We start from the raw sequence: 17200 nt of genomic DNA, 5'->3' as shown, positions 1-17200 counted from the left end.
TTCGATGGTGCGATCGGGTTTCCCTACCATGTGCGCACGCCTTTCGAGCGGCGGTCGGAGGCGGCTCACGCGGCCGTGGAATCGAGTGCCCCGGCCCGTCTCACCAACAACTCGTGCAGGGCGCGGGCCGCGAAGGGCGGCACGCCGGACTTGCGCTGCTGCGCCACCAGGAATACCTCGGACACTCGGCAGTCCAGCGGACGCCACGTGATCGAATCACTGTGCACGAGTGGATCACCGATAATGCTGTAATCGGGGAGCACGGTGACGCCCAAACCCTGGGCCACCATCATTTTTCCCATTTCCGCGCCGTCGGTGGAATACGAGAACAACGGATGCCGCCCATTCAGCAGACGGTTGACGAATCGATGCATCACATACCCCGACCGCATGACGATCAACGGCTCGGCGAGCAGATCCTCGACACCGATCGCGGACAGCTGGGCGAGCGGACTGTCCGGCCGCATGCACACCACCGGCCGTCCCGAGAGCAGTTCGGTGGTATGGAACTCCGGGGTCAGATCGTCACCGCGCAGGTAGTTCACCAAACCGAGGTCGAAACTGCCCTCCCGCAGCGCCCGATGAATCTCGGCCTGCTGCGCCTCCACCACCTCCACCTGCGTCTCGGGATACGCGCCGCGGAATTCCCGGATCGTCGGCAGCACCAGCGCGGCGGTCGCGGCGTTCACCGTCCCCACCCGGACCATCCGCGAGACCCGATGCTGATCGTCGGCCGCCTTCTTGAGCCGGTCGACGGCCTCGAGCACCTGGGCGATGTGGGGCAGCAACTCCCGGCCCTGACCGCTGATCCGGGCCCCCGACCGCCGCCGGTCCAGCAACTCGACCCCGAGCTCCCGCTCCAGATTCCGCAAGGTCTCACTCAAAGCGGGCTGCGACAGGTGCAGCTCCTCCGCGGCCCGCCGCAGCGACCCGAATCGGGTCACCGCCTGGACATACTCGAGCTGCTCGATCCGCATGATCACCTTCCGAAGCCGTCGGCAACCTCCGCACTACCCGCCAGTGTGTGTGCACCCGAGCGGTCCCACGAGGGTTGTGCTCACCGAGAGTCCTGACCCGTGCCCGGACCATCGCGTCGGCGCGTCTTCGACGGGATCGGCCGATGCGGGTGTACGGCCGGGGAGGGTCGCCGATAAAGTGGTCGCGGATGACTGGTTTGACCGCTGTTGCAGTGCCGAAGGTGCCGGACCGCCGATTGGGGCGGGTCATGTGGCTGGTTCCGGCGATTTGTGTGGGCTTCTCCGCGCTGTGTCTGCTGCTGCCCGTGTGGCCGTTCACGCGCATCACCGGCGGGTTCATCGATCTCCAGGTGTACCGGCTGGGCGTGCAGACGCTCTGGCACGGCGGCGACATGTACGGGTCGTTGCCGCAGACCACCATCGGGATCGGGCTGCCGTTCATCTATCCGCCGTTCGCGGCGCTGGTGCTCTCACCCTTCGCGTTCCTGCCCTGGGAACTGGCGCGCAGCGGGTTCTTCGTGACCTCGGTGATCGCGTTGGCGATCTCCTTCTACCTGGTGGCGCGGCGGGTGTGGCCGGGGGAGAGCCGGGAGCGGCTCGCGCTGTGGGTGACCGCGTGCGCCACGCCGCTGGGGCTGCTGCTGGAACCGACGCATTCGACGCTGGACTTCGGTCAGGTCAACCTGCTGCTGATGGTGCTGGTGGTGGCCGACTGTCTGGCGGAGAAGCCGCGATGGCGGCGCGGCATGCTGATCGGCATCGCGGCCGCGGTGAAGCTGACGCCCGCGGCGTTCATCCTCTACTTCCTGATTCGGCGCGACTACAAGGCCGCGGCGACGGCCGCGATCACCGGTGCGGTGGCGACCACGCTCACCTTCGTCGTCCTGCCGCACGCGTCGGTGAAGTACTGGTTCGGCGGGATGGGCAATGTGTCAGGGTTGAGCGGTTCGGCCTTCCACACCAACCAGTCGATTCAAGCGGTGCTGTCGCGCTTCGAGGTTCACAAGCCGCTGCTCACCATCCTGTGGCTGGTCCTGAGCGCCGCCCTGCTGGCGCTGGTGGTGCCCGCCATGCGCCGCGCCGCCGACTACCCGCCGCTGGCGCTCTCGATCAATGCCGTCTTCACCCTCTTGGTGTCCCCGATTTCCTGGTCGCACCACTGGATTTGGATCGCCCCGGCCCTGCTGGGCATGCTCGGCTACGCGACCCGGCTGCCCGCACGCACCGCCGCCTGGTGGTACCTGGTCACCGCCGTCACCACCGCCATCTTCGTGATCGGCCCCCAGAACTACCTGCCCGACGGCGAACACCGCGAAACCCATTGGACGCCTTGGCAGCACTTCATCGGCAACACGTACGTGTGGTTCAGCGTGTTGTTGGTGGTGCTCTTCCTGTTCGGTACGCGACGAGCGATTCGCGTGGCCGACACTCCTTCATGAATCATTAACGATTCGTGTGGTTCGCTGCGATAGCTACGTGAACCGTGCGCGTCAGCTACCCGTGCCATACTCGGCCGGGTTGGGCGTACGCCCTGAGGGAGGAAGAGAACTTAATGGGCCTGTTCGACATGATCCGCGGCGAATTCGTCGACATCATCGAATGGTTGGATGACACCCGCACCATGCTCGCCTGGCGGTTTCCCCGCTACGAGAACGAGATCAAGAACGGTGCGGAGCTGATCGTCCGGGAGGGGCAGCAGGCCGTCTTCGTGTACCGGGGGCAGTTGGCCGACAAGTTCGGGCCGGGGCACTACACGCTGACCACCGAGAACATGCCGATCATGTCCACCCTGCAGGGGTGGCGGCACGGGTTCAACTCGCCGTTCCGGTCGGAGGTGTACTACGTCAATACCCGCGCGGTCACCGATATGCGCTGGGGCACACCGCAACCGGTCACCGTGCGTGACCCCGACTTCCGCATGGTGCAGATCCGCGCCAATGGCACCGCGAACGTGCGGGTCACCGACATCGAGGTGTTCCTGCGTCAGATGATCGGCACCAATGCCGAGGTGGACGCCGACGTGCTCAGTGAGCAACTGCGCGGCAATGTCGCACTGGCCTTTTCGGACATGGTCCTCGCGTCGGGTCTGGGTGCCATCGATCTGCAGGGCCGCCAGGTCGAACTGTCCGGCAAGCTGGGCGAATTCGTCAATCAGCGGCTGTCCGGCTTCGGCATCGGGGTCGAGGGCGTCACCATGACGATCTCGCTGCCCGAGGAGATCCAGCAGGCCATGACCCGCGGCGTCGCGCGCGGCGTCGAGGCGGGCGGCTTCATGAACAATGTCGACCTCAACCGCTACCAGCAGATGCAGGCCGCCGACGCCATGCTCGCCGCCGCCCAGAACCCCGGCGGCGGAATGGGAGCCGCCATGCAGGCCGGAATGGGCGTGGTGCTGGGTGGCCAAATGGCCGGAGCCATGCAGGGCACCTTCGCCCAGCAGCCCCAGCAGGGTTACGCCCAGCCGCAGCAGCCCGCCGCGCCCCAGCAGGCGGCCCCGCCGCCGCTCCCGGGCCAGCAGCAGTTCCACTTCGACAACGGCGGCCAGGCCGCGGGCCCGTTCACCATCGACCAACTGCGCCAATACGTCTCGTCCGGCCAGCTCCAGCGCGACACCAACGTCTGGACCGAGGGCATGGCGGGTTGGGAACCCGCCATCTCCGTCCCCGCCCTCCAAAACCTCTTCCCCCTGCCGGGCAACCCGCCGCCCCTGCCGCCCCGATAGCGTCCCGCGTCACCACATCCCGAGCCCGGCCGACCGACAGCGACACCCGAATAACCGATCGCGAGCCACGACCCCGCGATCGGTGATTCACGCTGCCCTCGACTCGGTGCCCCACCCCATCCGCCCCACGGCGCGACCCGACTCCGCCACACCGAGTGAGCCCCAATGAACGACAACCATTCCCCGCACCCCTCCGGCCCACCCCCACTTCCGAGCGGCGACCCGGCTCCCGCCCAGACGGCCGAACCCCGCCCATGGACACCGCAGCCCCCCACCGGGCACCCCCAACCCGCGCCCTACAGTCAGTGGCCACCCGCCCCACCGGCAGGACCGGGATCACCTGTGCCGCCGCCGCTTCCCCGCCAATCGGTCACGGCAGTCCCAACTGCTGCGCCTACGGCAGGGTCGGGAGAGGTTGCGCCTCCATCCCTTCCACCGCAAAGGTCATCTCTGGCCCCGCCACCGCTTGCCGCGCAAGGCCGTGACACCGCGGGTCCGGTGACGCCGCCGCTGCCGACGGGGGCGCAAGGTACCTATCCAGGTCCCGGCATGACATCCCCAGCGCCGCAGGCGTCCGCTGCCCCAGCCGGGCCGCCTCTCGGCGCGGGAGTGGTTCCGCCGCCCCCGCTTCCGCCGCAGGGTCGGTCCACACCTCCGCCGCAGGCGGGAGGAGGTGCGGGAGTGGTTGCGCCGCCGCCGCTTCCGGCGCAGGGGCGGCCGGTCGGGCCGCCGCCGTTGCCGGGGACCGCGGTGCCCGGGCCGAATCAATCGGGGCAAGCGCCGATGGGTGCGATGCCGCAGGCCGTCGTCGTGGCCCCGGTCATTGTGCCGGGGGAGGCGGAGTCTGCCGGGCCCGCTGCGGAAGTGGTTCCGGGGCAGCGGGATCCGGTTGTGCCGGATCGGGCCATGTTGCATCGGACGGAGTTGACTCGGACTTATCCGTGTGCGTCCTGCGGGGCGCAGTTGGTGTTCGATCCGGTGGGGCAGGATTTGTTGTGTCCGAGTTGTGGGAATCGGTCGCCGGTGAGCGCGCCGGATGTGCCGGTGCAGGCTCGCGAGTTGGGGCCTGCCATTGCCGCGTTGCGGGAGATGCAGGCCGGGCAGGCCGGGCCGCAGGTGACCGGGGAGCGGGAGGTGAAGTGCCAGAACTGCGGTGGCACGACCGGGTTCACCGGGACGCTCACCGCTACCAAGTGCCCGTATTGCGCTACGCCGATTCAGCGGGATGATGTGCACAATGCGCCTGCCCGGCTGCCAGTGGACGGGGTGGTGCCGTTTCTGGTGGGGGAGAAGCAGGCTCGGGAGCTTGTCGAGAAGTGGGTTTCGGGGCGGTGGTTCGCGCCGTCTAATTTCAAGAAGTTCAAGCGGGTTGGGGCGTTCTCGAGTCTCTATACCGCGTATTTCACCTATGACGCGGATACCGCCAGCTGGTATCAGGGTGAGCGCGGCGACGACTATCAGGTGCGGGTCGGGACCGATGAGGATGGGGATCCCATCTACGAGACCCGGACCCGCTGGTATCCGGTGGCGGGGGAGGTCGGCAATGAGTTCGCGGACCTGCCGGTGCTGGCCAATGACAATTTGAATCGCAACAGGATTCGCGCGCTGGAGCCGTGGCCGGTGGAGCGGGCGCGGGCCTATTCACCGGAATTCGTGGCGGGACACCTGTGCCGCACCTACGACAAGGATGCCGAGGAGTCGTTCCCGGAGGCGCAGCAGCGGATCGAGGCCGCCATCGAATCCAGTGTGCGCGCCGATATCGGCGGCGATCACCAGCGTATTCACCAGTTGAACACCTCGTGGAACTGGTTGGCGTACAAGCATCTGCTGCTGCCGATCTGGCTGCTCACGGTCATGTACATGAACCAGCCCTACCAGGTGTACATCAACGGCCTCACCGGCGAGGTGTCCGGCGACCGGCCGTGGAGCAAGGTGAAGATCATCGCCGCCATCCTGGCGGTGCTCGCGATCATCGCGACGATCATCGGCATCTACGCGGCGACCCGCGGTCATCACACCCCGGCACATCCGACCGGGCCGGGCCACACCACCGTCGCCCCGCCGCATCCCACCACTCATCGTTGAAAGTGAGCCGACCATGCTGATTTTCGTGCTCGTCGTCCTGATTCTGCTGGGCGCGGCGGTCGCCGGGATCGTGGTGCTGAACTCGCGACAGCAGCGGGCGAACGCCGCCGCCAACCAGGTCATCCCCGGCACGGCCACCCGAGCCCCGGCCTCGTGGGCGGGCTCGCACGATCCGGAGCCGCGCCTGCACCGCCGCCTGCGTGACGCCATGACCGCCGTGCGCACCGCCAATACCCTCGATGACGGCACCACCATCGTGCTGCGCGCCGAGCTCGAGCAGGCGGCGCTGGCGTGGGACGATCGCCTGGTCGCGATTGCCGCCTTGCCCGCCACCGCCCGTGCCGAGCAGCGCGCGGTGGCCACGAAGGGCGTCGAGACCATCGAAGCCGCCGTCGCGCAGTACGTTTCGGCGGCCACCCAGCGCACCGCGGCGGATGTCTCGGCCGGGCTCACCGCGGCGCGGGCGCAGCTCGATATCGAGGCGGAGATCCGCAAGTCCCTGGAAGCGAGCTGAGCGGTAAGAGGCTGAGCGACTAGGGTCAGCTACCGGGTGAATCCAGTTCGGCCAGCGAGCGAATGACGGTGATCCCGGCATCGTTGGCGCTGCCCAGCCCGCTGCGGTCCAGCCAATACGCCCGCAGCCCGGCATCTCTGGCCCCGAGCGCGTCCACGTCGTACCGGTCGCCCACATAGGCGACCTGGTCGGGTGCCAGTCCGAGCATCGCGCACCCGGCCAGGAAGATCTCCGGAGCCGGTTTGGCCGAACCGAATTCGTCCGAGCACAGGATCGCGTCCCCGAAGTGGTGCAGCAGCCCCACCTTTCGGAGCTTGCCGGTCTGATAAGGCAGTGACGCATTGGAAATCACCCCGAGCCCGACCCGGCCGTGAAAGGCGCGCAGGGCGGGCGCAACATCAGGGAACGCCGCCCACGCGGTATCCCGCCGCGCCGCGTATCGACCGAACCACGCCACGGGATCGTCGGTGGTCATGCCGATTTCGACCAGGAATCGCTCGGTGCGCACCAACTGCTGCCCGGTGAAGGTCAATTCCCCGGCCAGATACCGCGGATACTCTTCCTCCTCGATCGCCCGCCACAACGCCACCGCCGCCTCGGGTGATTCGAACCGCCCCAACGCGTCTTCCGCCTCGAGATGCCGCAGTATCCCGATCCGCGCCGTCGCGGAGTAGTCGATAAGCGTGTCATCGACATCGAACAGCACACCCCGCACGCTCATCCCCGAGTCCCGATCACCACCGTGGCACCCACCTCGTCATCCTCGGCGATCCGCGCCACCAACCCGTTCGCCCGCATGATCTCCGCCGCCACCGGTGCCTGCTCTGTGCTCTCCTCCACGAGCAAATGGCCACCGGGAGCGAGCCATTCGCCCGCCACCGCCGCGATCCGCCGCAGCACATCCAACCCGTCGACCCCGCCATCCAGCGCCCGCCGCGGCTCATGATCCCGCGCCTCCGGCGGCATCCCCGCGATCTGCGCCGACGGCACATACGGCGTATTCGCCAACAACACATCGACCCGCCCCCGCAGCGAGGCAGGCACCGCATCGAACAGATCGCCCTCGAACACCCGCCCGCCGACAGCGCGAAGATTCTCCCGCGCACAGCCAACGGCCGCCGGTTCGATATCGGCGGCGACCAACTCGACCCGAACCCCTTCGGCCGCCAACTCTTTCGCGAACGCCAGCCCCAGCGCCCCACAGCCACAACACATATCGAGCGCGGCAACAGTCCGCGACCGCGCTGGACCGGGAATCGACTCGGTCCGTACGCGGGCCAACGCTATGGCCTGCTCGACCAGGAATCCGGTGCGCTGGCGCGGAACGAATACCCCCGGCGCGACGGCGACCCGCAGGCCGCGAAACTCCGCCCACCCCAGCAGGTGTTCCAGGGGAAATCCGGCGATGCGCTGGGTGAGAAGCGATTCGAGGTGGTCCGCGTCGGTGGCGGCCTCGAGCAGGAGTGCGGCCTCATCCTCGGCGAACACGCACCCGGCCGCGCGGAGGCGCGCGACCAGGGTGTCGGTGTCGGGGGAGCTCACCGCGCCATTGTGCACGCCCGGACGTCCGCTCGAATCGGGCGGGGGCCGGGCGTGATCGGAGGCGGCGCGTTGCCCGCGGGCTCAGCGTTCGGTGGGCAGGCGCAGGGTCCGGGTGGCGTCGAGGTAGATGCCGCGCTGATTGCTGCGGGCCGGGGGCGGGAGCTGGGAGACCAGCTGTTCCAGGGAGGTGGTCGCGCCCACCACCGGGATGCCCGCCACGATGAAATCGGCCACGGCCCGGCGAATGTGGTTGGGGGAGGTCACCACGATCGCGCTGGTGGCACCCGCGTCCCTGAGCATCTGCGCGCCGAACAACGCGTTCTGCACGGTGGACCCCGCGCGATGGTCGGCCAGAATGCGGCTGGCGGGAATGCCGTGCCCGGTCAGCCACCCCTGCATGGCCGCCGCCTCGGTGATCCCGTTCTGCGGATTGCCGCCGGTCACCAGAATCGGCGACATCGGGGAGGCGATGGCCTGCAGCCACGCCGCCTGTAGCCGGTTCACCAGTTCGGGCCGCATCGAGCCGTCGGGCAGCAGACCGTAGCCGAGCACCGCGATGCCGGTCTGCGGTCCGGCGATGGCCGGAATCGGGTTGGGCAGGGTGCCGACGGCGGCCCCGATGGCGCGGAACAGGTTCCGCGTCCCGTCGGCCAGCCTGCCGTCGACCCCATTGAGCCGATTCAGCGCGACCTCGCGGGTGATCAGATCCCCGGTGTAGTCCGACCAGATCGCCTGCAGTGACAGCGCCTGCGCGTCGTCCGGTGATTCGGTGAGCAGTTGGCGCAGGTCGGAAAGCCCCGCCGCCTCATTGCCACTGGTGAAATTGTCCTGCGCCGAGTTGTAGAGGGCGCCGACATCCGCGTGCGCGACGCCGGTGCCGAGAATGGTGAGCGCTGCGGCCGCCGCCGCGAGCAAGGTGGGAAAACGCCTGGCGATCTGCACTGCTTTCGACCTTTCGGAGGGGGTCCCGCATTGCGTAGCTGGCTATCTCTTCAATTTGCTGACTATTGGCTCGATCCGAATGGGGACACGATACGACTGCCCACCATCGTTGTCGGGTATTTGCCATAGGGATTTCGTGGGTTTGATCCACCTCACAACCGGGAACGCGCGCGAGCTGCGGCCGCCCTGCCGGGCCACCGTCCTGCCGCGGCACGGCGCATTCCTGCCGCGCGATAGGCTGTGCACCCGTGGATACGACTTCGCTTCCCGGCAAGGATCTCGCCGCCAAAATCAATGCCGACACCAAGCAGCGCGCCGCCGCGCTCGCCGAGCAGGGTGCCGCGCCCCGCCTGGCCCTGGTGATCGCGAACGACGATCCGGCCAGCGCTTGGTACGTGAAGTCCCTCAACCGTGCCGCCGAACGCCTCGGAATCGCTTGCGACAATGTGGATCTGGGCGTCGACGCCACCGCCGAACAGATCCGCGCCAAGCTCGAGGAACTCTCGAAGGACGCGAGCGTCGACGGCATCATGCTGCAGACCCCGCTGCCCAAGGGCGTCGGCCTCGACGACGTGAGCTCCGCGATCGCCGCCGCCAAGGACGTCGACGGCGTCAGCCCGCTGTCGCTGGGTCTGCTCGCCTCCGGCCTCCCCGGTTTCCCGCCCGCCACCTCCGAGGCGGTCGTGGAACTGGCCAAGTTCCATCAGGTTCCGCTCTCGGGGCGCCTCGTCACCGTCGTCGGCCGCTCGAATGTGGTGGGCAAGCCTCTGCTTCAGCTGCTGCTGGCCGAGAACGCGACCGTCACCATCGCCCACTCCCGCACCGCGGACCTCCCGGCCGTGACCACCGCCGCCGATGTCGTGGTCGCGGCGGTCGGTCGCGCGGGCCTGATCACCGGCGAGCACGTCCGCGAGGGCGCGGTCGTCATCGACGTGGGCACCAACGAGGACGACACCGGCAATATCACCGGCGACGTGAACGCGGACTCGGTCACCGGCAAGGCCGCGGCCCTGAGCCCGGTCCCCGGCGGCGTCGGCCCGGTCACCACCGCGCTGCTCATGCGCCACGTGGTCCAGGCCGCCGAATCGCTGCGCTGACAAGGCCGACACGGCGCGAAAAAGGGCTCCCACCACCGTGGGAGCCCTTTTATTAGTGAATCACCAATGAGTGGTGACGGGGTCTCCGATGGAGACGTTGTCGTAGTACCACTCGGCATCGGCCGGGGCGAGGTTGATGCAACCGTGGCTGACATTCGCATTGCCCTGCGAGTCCACCGACCACGGCGCGGAGTGGACGTAGACGCCACCCCAGGTCAGCCGCTCGGCGAACTCACCGGTGATCAGATAGCCCTCCGGATCGCTGAGCGGAATCCCGATGGTCCGCGAGTCGAAGGTGACCGAACGCTCGCGCGACAGCACCGGGAAGGTGCCGACCGGAGTCTCGCGGCCCGGCTTGCCCATGGACGCGGGCATGGTCCGCGCGACGCCGTTCACCCACACCGTGAAGGTGTGCGCGGACATGTCGGCATCGGCGGTGGTCCCGCCATTGGTCGCGAACTTGATGTGCTGATTACCGGCGAACACCGAGATCGGCGAGGACACCGGCAGATAGTGGGCGGGCTGCCACATCAGCTGGCGATCACTGAGCCAGGTGAAACTGCCCGCGAGTGAATTCTCGGCACGCACATCGACCATGCGCTCGGCTCTGGCGCGATCGGTGACGGCGGAGGCGAACTGCACGGTCACCGGTGCGGCAATGCCGACCACCTGACCGGGACTCGGTGAGATCGCTTGTACGGCTGGGAGATTCGGTGAGGTCAGGGCCGCGCCCGCGGCTCCGGAACCGAAAGCGGCCGCCGCCGCGAGAAACACTGCGACGAGCAGAGCGCGAATCGCTTTCCGCATCGTTTCCATCCCTTCGAGAGGGTGTGGGCCTGGGTTCCTCAGCCTATGACCAGATGATCAGTCCCATCCGGAAATGTTCCCGGTTCGTGACCAATGCCCCGGCGTGGGAGCTTTGTGACGTTCGTGTCGCTGAGGTAGGAGGCCGGAAAAGGGCCGTACCCCGCTCCATAACGGAACGGGGTACAGCGCAGGCGGATTCGCGGCGTGCCCGTGTGACGGTGCCGTCGACCTCAGCGGGTGATGGCGGCGACCACGTCGTCGTGCAGGGCGTCGGCGCGGGCCATGATCTCCTCGATCTGCTTCAGCACGGGCGCGAATTCGGCACCGGCCGCCCCGTCGAGGGAGGCCACGTTGATGGCGATGTTCAGCTGCGAGCTGGCGGCCGCGGAGCGCGCGCAGTCGGCGGCCGCGCCGATATCGGTGACCACGTTGGGGTTGCCGATGGGCAACAGTTCGGTTGCCAGGGACACGATTTCGTCGGCCTCGGCGACGACCGCGGCCGGAACGCGGGCGGCCTGCAGCAGGGCCGCGGTAATGGCCTCGGCGCGGGCGGCCTGCTCGGCCTCGGTCTCCTTGGGCAGCTTGTAGGCATTGCCGACGCCGGTGAAGGCGGCGGCATCGGCGTCGGCCAGGGCCAGCGAGCGCGCCCGGGCCGCGTCGGCGGCCTCGATGATGCGGTCGATGACCGGGCGATTGTCGGCGTCCTTGGCGCGGGTGGTGTAGCGCGCCACCATGGCCACCAGCGCCGCGCCCTGGGCCGCGTGCAGTGCCGCGACCGCGCCGCCGCCGGGGGCGGGCACCTTGGCGGCCAACTCACCCAGGTACCCCGCCAGTGTCGAGTCACCGAAGGTGGTGGTGTCCTGAGTCATGCGGGTGGCCTCCCTTGGCAGCACGGGGAATTCGATGGATGCGCCGATTACCCTATCGGCCACCGCGTTGCCAGCTCCTATCGGCCACTGCGTCGCGCGCCCATCGGCCACCGCCTCGCTCGTGCGGACGCGGGTGGCGCGCATCGGCAACCCGCCCGCTGTCGGTGCGCCAATAGGTGGGTAAGGTCCCGGGCATGCGTATCGGACTGTCGATCAATTACACCGACGGCTTCAAGGAGATCGCCGCCGAGGTCGCCGACCTCGAACGCGCGGGTCTCGACATCGTGTTCGTGCCCGAGGCGTATTCGTTCGACGCGGTGAGCGCGCTGGGCTATTTGGCCGCGAAGACCGAACGGGTACAGCTGGCCTCGGGCATCCTGCAGCTCTACACCCGCACGCCCACCCTGACCGCCATGACCGCGGCGGGCCTGGACTACGTCTCCGACGGCCGCTTCATTCTCGGCCTGGGCGCGTCGGGCCCGCAGGTGATCGAGGGCTTCCACGGCGTGCCCTACGACGCGCCGATCGGCCGCACCCGCGAGGCGCTCGAGATCTGCCGCCAGGTGTGGAAGCGCGAGCGGGTCAACTACCAGGGCAAGTACTACCAGGTGCCGCTGCCCGAGGGTAAGGGCACCGGCCTGGGCAAGCCGCTCAAGCTCATCAATCATCCGGTGCGCGAGAACATTCCGGTCCTGCTGGCCGCGCTCGGCCCGAAGAATGTCGAGCTGGCCGCCGAGGTGGCCGAGGGCTGGCAGCCCATCTTCTTCCTGCCTGAGAAGGCCGACGCCGTCTGGGGTGAATCGGTGAAAGCCGGTCTGGCCAAGCGTGATCCGGCGCGCGGCGACCTCGAGATCTTCGCGGGCCCGGCGCTGGCCATCGGCGACAATGTGGAGGGTCTGCGCGAGTGGGTCAAGCCGCACCTGGCCCTCTACATCGGCGGCATGGGCGCGAAGGGCAAGAACTTCTACCACACGCTGGCCACCAAGTACGGCTACGGCGCGGAGGCCGACCGCATTCAGGAGCTGTACCTGAAGGGCGAGAAGGACGCCGCCGCCAAGGCCGTGCCCGACGATCTGGTGCGCGATGTCTGCCTGATCGGTTCGGCCGGATTCGTCAAGGAGCGCGTGGCCGCCTTCCGCGAGGCCGGTGTCACCGCCCTGAACGTGGTTCCCATGGCCGCCACCCCGGCCGAGCGCGTCAAGCTCATCGAACAGCTGCGCGAGCTCATCTGATCGAGGCCTGAGGCGAGAGAAGCCGAGTCCGGACGAACCGGACTCGGCTTCTGTGCTTTTCAACGTCTACTGGTCGGACCGCCAGACCTCAGCGCAGCCAGGCTGGATCTCAGCGCGGCCAGGCCAGGTCTCAGCGCAGCGAGGCCAGGGCTTCGTCCAAGGTCGGGTGCAGTGCGAAGACCTGGTCCAGGCTGGTCACCTTGAGCTGGCGGCTGGTGGCCGGACCGTCCGCCACCACGGCGATGCGGGTGGCACCGGCGCGCTTGTGCGCGCCGACCAGGACCGCCATGCCCGCCGAGGCGAGGAAGCTGACGGCGGTCAGATCGATTATCAGTGCGTCGGGCTTGGGCGAGAGCGCCGCGTCGATGGCGTTCTCGAGTGCGGGGGCGGTCGCGAGGTCGACGTCACCGGCCACGGTGAGGACCGTCGCCTCGTCGCGCTCGGTGACCGTGGTGGTCATCGTGTCGGCGAATGGATAGCCGTCTCCGGAAGTAGTGGTCACGTTTGTTAAATCTGCCATGATCCGTCCGTTCGTGCTGCATCGTCTGCCAACTCGGTACTCTTCGGTAGCCGGTGTGATAGCGAAAACCGCAGCTACCGCGCTCTTTCGGAGTCCTCCGAAACCGCCCGCCGAATCCGTGTCGGCAGGCCCCTTTTCACATGCGCCCGGCCGCCGAAAATGAAACGGCCATTAGTCGCACCGACATGCGCACCCGGGTGCCGGGCCCGGAATGGTCGATGTCGAGATGATCGGTCAGCGCGCGCATCATGGCGATGCCGCGCCCGCGATGGCCCGGATCGGCGGGCAGCGGACGCCACGCGCCGGAATCGGTCACCTCGATGGTCAGGGTGTCCACCCCGCAGTCCGCGGTGAGCGTGACCCGGCCCGGCTCGCCGCCGAGATAGGCGTGCTCGATGCTGTTGCTGCAGGCCTCGTTCGCGGCCGACACCAGATCGACGGCCAGATCGTGGGGGACCGCCGCCGCCGACAGCCAGGCACGCAGCGCCCGCCGGATACCGGACAGTTCACCGGCCTGCGCGGGCACATCCAGTCGCAGGGTCTTGGGCGGCTGCCGGTACACCACCATGGCCACGTCATCGTCGTATCCGCCGACCGGACGCAGCCGCGACAGCACCGAATCGGCCACTTCGCGCGGCAATTGCCCGGCGACGCGGGTCAATTCGTCGGCCAGCTCCACGAAGCGGTCTTCGATGTCCACATTGCGCTGCTCGACCAGACCGTCGGTGAACAACACCAGCGTGGAACCGGGAGCCATGGCGGTGGTGGCCTCCGGGCGGCGCGGAATATCGAAGGTGGCCAAGGGAACCGCGCGCCCGCCCTCCAAAAGCCTGCCGCGCTTACCGGGTTCGGCGAGCACGGGCGGCATGTGCCCGGCATTGGAGTAGCGGACCAGCCCGCGCACGGGATCCAGGATGGCCGCGCACACGGTCGTGCACATGGCTCCGGGAATGCGCGAGGCGACGGTGTCCAATTCGGCCAGCAGCTGGGCCGGGCCCGCGCCGCGCAGCAGCAATGCGCGTGCGGCCGTGCGCAATTGGCCCATGACGACGGCGGCGGACAGGCCGCGGCCGACGCAGTCGCCGACCACCACGCCGATGGTGCCGTCCTCGAGGCGCACCACGTCGTACCAGTCGCCACCGATTTCCAGTGGCGGCAGCGCGGGTTCGTAGTGGACGGAGAAGCGCGGGGGCAGCTCGATCGGGCCGAGCATGGCGCGCTGCAAGGTCAGGGAGGTCGAGCGGGCCTGGTCGAAGTTGCGGGCGCGCTGCACCGCCAGGCTCAAATGGCCGATCAGCAGCGAGAACAACGCCCAATCGCCGGGGGTGATGACGCGTGGCGCGGAGAACCGCAGCCACAGCGCCGAATCGCCGCTCTCGCCCAGCGGCGCGACAATTCCCTCCGAACTCGTCACGCCCTCCGGAATCGCGAACATGGTTCGGCCCGGCTGCAAGCGCGCCCGATCCAGTAGTGCCCGCGCCCGCGCGTCGAGCACCTGCCGCGATTCCGCGCCGCCGTGCAGCACGCGATCCGGCAGCGGAATGGGCTGGGTGTCGTGCGGTGCGACGCCAGCGCCGGTGTACGGATTGTCCTCGGACACATACAGTTCCGGCCCGGTGTGCCGGTTGGGCCACACCGAGACCACCGCGGCCTCCGCGCCCACGGCGCGGCGCAGCTCCTCGAGTCCGACGGTGAGCACCTCGACCACGCTGGTGGCCGCGCCGACCGCGGTGGCCAGCCGCGACACCGCCTGATCGCGGGCCTGGGCGTCGTGTTCGGCGGTGACGTCACGCAGCGTGCCGACGAAAATGCGTTCGCCGTTCTCGGGTTTCACCAGCGAGCTGGTCGAGACCGCGAGCCACAGATGCCGTCCGTCGCGATGGCGGATGGGCATGACGAACCGCGCGGCGTCGGTTCCCAGGTCCGGATAGCGCGGGGCCTCGGGCACGGTCCAGGGGTGGGGGAGAGCGTAGGGAATGCCGTCGGGCCCGTACCCGGTCAGCGCGCCGAACGCCGAGTTCACCTCGATCAGCGTGCCCTGCGAATCGACGACGAAGAACCCGTCCTGCAGCGACTCCACCAGCGCCGTGCGGAACGCGTCGCGCCCCGCGAGATCGTCGGCGCGCGAACGCTGTTGCTCGTAGCGCCGGGTCCCGTCCAGGAAGCCGCGGGTGGCCACGTCCAGGGCCGCCATGGTCTGCAGCAGGAACTCCAGCGCCGCCTCGGTGCGATCGGTGCCGTCGGGTATGGGACCGACCCCGTCGTGTTCGAGCAGCCGATAGTGGTGCTCGGTGAGGTCGAGAATGCTCACGCCCTCCACCAGCGCTCGCCGCCCGAGCTCGAAGGCCTCGGCGAGGGTGTTCTGATTGGGTGCGCGCAGGTGCAGCCGCAGCGCGGCGGCGTACGCCTCGCGGAACGCGGCCAGTACCGCACTCACGCCGGGTACCTGCTCATGGTTTCACCGTCGGAATGGGTTGGGAGGGATGGGAATGCCCGCGATGCCGCGCCGCCAGCACCAACGCGTCGTCGGTGTCCTTGGCGTGGCGGGCCAGGATCTCGGCGGTGATCTCCGCGGTGGGCTTGGACATGTCGATGGAGTCGGCGAAGCTCGAGGTGATGCCGTCGGTCGACATGAGCAGTAGATCGCCCGGGCGCACCGGCACGGTCTGCGGCTGCAGGTTGGGTGGCAGTAAGTAGCCGACGATGCCGCCGGTCAGCAGCACGGTGGCGCGAATGGCCGGTTTGCCGGGAGCCGCTGCGACAATGCGGGATTCGACATTGCCGACACCGAGCCAGTGCACGCGGTCGCCGGAGTCGAACAGCGCCAGCGAGACCGCCGCGCCCCGGGTGTCGGACATGGCGCGATGGCACAGCAGCATGAGCACATCCAGTGGCTCCGCGCGGTTTTCGGAGAGCACCTGGGCGGCGCGATCGGAGGCGTCCGCGGCGGCCGCGCCGTGGCCCAGACCGTCGAGGACCGCGAAGAGCACCGAGCCCCCGCCTGCATCGAGCACGACCGACCGGTCGCCCGAAACTCGTTGCCCAGGTAGTGCGCGCCCGGCGACGGCCCATTCGACCGCGCCGATGAAGCCGTCCTCACGCACCGGTGGGCACCCACTTCCACATTTCGACGAGTGTGCCCTTGCCGGGTTCGGAGGTGATGACCATGCCGTCCATCAGCCGCTTGGCGCCCGGCAGACCCAGGCCCAGACCGCGCCCGGTGGAGAACCCGTCCTCCATGGCGCGGGGAATGTCGATGATGCCCGGCCCATTGTCCTTGGCCTGCACCACCATCGAGCGGCGGCCGTCGCGGTCGAGGACCCCGAGCCGGATCTCGCCGGTGCCCGCGTAACTCGTGATATTGCGCGCCACTTCGGAAATGGCGGTCGCGATCATGGTGCGATCGGAAAGCGAGAAGCCGAGTTTGGCAGCCAACTCCAGCCCCGCTTGCCGAGCGGTCACGATGTCGTTGGACACGTTCACCGCGATCACCACGTCGTCAGCGGCCACGATCACGACCGTCTTTTTGACTGCGACTCTGCGTCTTCTTGTTCAGCCACGAGAGACCCTCTTCGAGGTCCAGGGCCGTGTGCATGTCCTCGAAGGTAAGTCCCAATTGCACCATGGCGAAAGCGACTTCGGGCTGCAGGCCCACGATGACCGTTTCCGCGCCTCGCAGCTTGGTCATGTGGGCGATGGTACGCAGCGATCTGGCGGCAAAGGAGTCCATTACGTCGATTGCCGTGACATCGACGATGATGCCCTGGGCCCGGTAACGGCTGACATAGACCATGAGATCGTCTTGCAGGCGCTCGGTATCGGCGTCGGTGAGCGCTGACTGCACCGACGCGATCAGATATGTGCCTTGTTTGAGGATGGGTACCGGCATCTGC

The 17200-nt window shown here is 68.4% G+C and carries 17 protein-coding genes; 6 read left to right on the top strand and 11 right to left on the bottom strand.

Going from position 1 to position 17200, the window contains the following annotated elements:
* Nucleotides 1-65: 65 nt before the first annotated feature.
* The gene (locus tag VMT40_RS27925; protein WP_326361829.1) at nt 66-977 is read right to left on the bottom strand and encodes a LysR family transcriptional regulator; all 912 of its coding nucleotides are present in this window, start codon (nt 975-977) and stop codon (nt 66-68) included.
* A gap of 188 nt (nt 978-1165) precedes the next feature.
* Between VMT40_RS27925 and VMT40_RS27920 the strand changes: the two genes are divergently transcribed.
* The 4 genes from VMT40_RS27920 to VMT40_RS27905 all read left to right on the top strand — a co-directional run bounded on the left by VMT40_RS27920 (nt 1166) and on the right by VMT40_RS27905 (nt 6298).
* Nucleotides 1166-2416, top strand: coding sequence for a glycosyltransferase 87 family protein (locus VMT40_RS27920; protein WP_326361827.1), 1251 nt, complete (start codon nt 1166-1168; stop codon nt 2414-2416).
* A gap of 113 nt (nt 2417-2529) precedes the next feature.
* Complete coding sequence (locus tag VMT40_RS27915) at nt 2530-3699, top strand: SPFH domain-containing protein (protein WP_326361825.1); 1170 nt, start codon at nt 2530-2532, stop codon at nt 3697-3699.
* A 1023-nt stretch (nt 3700-4722) separates the two neighbouring features.
* Nucleotides 4723-5784, top strand: coding sequence for a hypothetical protein (locus VMT40_RS27910; protein WP_326361823.1), 1062 nt, complete (start codon nt 4723-4725; stop codon nt 5782-5784).
* A gap of 13 nt (nt 5785-5797) precedes the next feature.
* Entirely contained in the window at nt 5798-6298 is a 501-nt protein-coding gene (locus VMT40_RS27905; protein ID WP_326361821.1) for a hypothetical protein, read from the top strand.
* 25 nt (nt 6299-6323) lie between these two features.
* On the opposite strand, the gene VMT40_RS27900 is transcribed toward VMT40_RS27905, so the two are convergent.
* The 3 genes from VMT40_RS27900 to VMT40_RS27890 form a co-directional block, all read right to left on the bottom strand.
* Nucleotides 6324-7019, bottom strand: coding sequence for an HAD family hydrolase (locus VMT40_RS27900; protein ID WP_326361820.1), 696 nt, complete (start codon nt 7017-7019; stop codon nt 6324-6326).
* Nucleotides 7016-7840, bottom strand: a complete 825-nt coding sequence (locus VMT40_RS27895) for a putative protein N(5)-glutamine methyltransferase (RefSeq protein ID WP_326361819.1) — start codon at nt 7838-7840, stop codon at nt 7016-7018. The genes VMT40_RS27900 and VMT40_RS27895 overlap by 4 nt, the downstream gene beginning before the upstream one ends.
* Nucleotides 7841-7921: 81 nt before the next feature.
* Nucleotides 7922-8782, bottom strand: coding sequence for a YdcF family protein (locus VMT40_RS27890; protein WP_326361817.1), 861 nt, complete (start codon nt 8780-8782; stop codon nt 7922-7924).
* Between the two features lie 248 nt (nt 8783-9030).
* On the opposite strand from VMT40_RS27890, the gene VMT40_RS27885 reads away from it, so the two are divergent.
* Nucleotides 9031-9879 carry a bifunctional 5,10-methylenetetrahydrofolate dehydrogenase/5,10-methenyltetrahydrofolate cyclohydrolase gene (locus VMT40_RS27885; RefSeq protein ID WP_326361815.1) on the top strand — a complete coding sequence of 283 codons (849 nt, stop codon included), beginning with the start codon at nt 9031-9033 and terminating at the stop codon, nt 9877-9879.
* Nucleotides 9880-9939: 60 nt separating this feature from the next.
* Here the strand turns inward: VMT40_RS27885 and VMT40_RS27880 are convergent, their stop codons facing one another.
* Nucleotides 9940-10686 carry a L,D-transpeptidase gene (locus tag VMT40_RS27880; protein WP_326361813.1) on the bottom strand — a complete coding sequence of 249 codons (747 nt, stop codon included), beginning with the start codon at nt 10684-10686 and terminating at the stop codon, nt 9940-9942.
* A gap of 230 nt (nt 10687-10916) precedes the next feature.
* Nucleotides 10917-11618, bottom strand: coding sequence for a cyclodeaminase/cyclohydrolase family protein (locus VMT40_RS27875; RefSeq protein WP_326361812.1), 702 nt, complete (start codon nt 11616-11618; stop codon nt 10917-10919).
* A gap of 131 nt (nt 11619-11749) precedes the next feature.
* On the opposite strand from VMT40_RS27875, the gene VMT40_RS27870 reads away from it, so the two are divergent.
* Entirely contained in the window at nt 11750-12787 is a 1038-nt protein-coding gene (locus VMT40_RS27870; RefSeq protein WP_326361810.1) for an LLM class F420-dependent oxidoreductase, read from the top strand.
* Nucleotides 12788-12917: 130 nt separating this feature from the next.
* Here the strand turns inward: VMT40_RS27870 and VMT40_RS27865 are convergent, their stop codons facing one another.
* From VMT40_RS27865 to VMT40_RS27845, 5 genes are all read right to left on the bottom strand, one after another.
* Nucleotides 12918-13247, bottom strand: a complete 330-nt coding sequence (locus VMT40_RS27865; protein ID WP_326362763.1) for an STAS domain-containing protein — start codon at nt 13245-13247, stop codon at nt 12918-12920.
* A gap of 196 nt (nt 13248-13443) precedes the next feature.
* Nucleotides 13444-15744, bottom strand: a complete 2301-nt coding sequence (locus VMT40_RS27860) for a SpoIIE family protein phosphatase (RefSeq protein WP_326361809.1) — start codon at nt 15742-15744, stop codon at nt 13444-13446.
* 13 nt (nt 15745-15757) lie between these two features.
* On the bottom strand, nt 15758-16411 hold the full coding sequence (locus VMT40_RS27855; protein WP_326361807.1) for a SpoIIE family protein phosphatase: 654 nt from the start codon (nt 16409-16411) through the stop codon (nt 15758-15760).
* Nucleotides 16404-16817 carry an ATP-binding protein gene (locus VMT40_RS27850; RefSeq protein ID WP_326310597.1) on the bottom strand — a complete coding sequence of 138 codons (414 nt, stop codon included), beginning with the start codon at nt 16815-16817 and terminating at the stop codon, nt 16404-16406. Before VMT40_RS27850 ends, VMT40_RS27855 begins: the two co-directional genes overlap by 8 nt.
* Nucleotides 16807-17196 (bottom strand): STAS domain-containing protein, encoded by a 390-nt coding sequence (locus VMT40_RS27845; RefSeq protein WP_326310598.1) that lies wholly within the window; start codon nt 17194-17196, stop codon nt 16807-16809. Before VMT40_RS27845 ends, VMT40_RS27850 begins: the two co-directional genes overlap by 11 nt.
* Nucleotides 17197-17200 lie beyond the last annotated feature (4 nt).

This window comes from Nocardia sp. CDC160, from assembly GCF_035818795.1.
GTDB lineage: Bacteria > Actinomycetota > Actinomycetes > Mycobacteriales > Mycobacteriaceae > Nocardia.
This window is presented reverse-complemented; position numbering and strand designations above follow the sequence as displayed.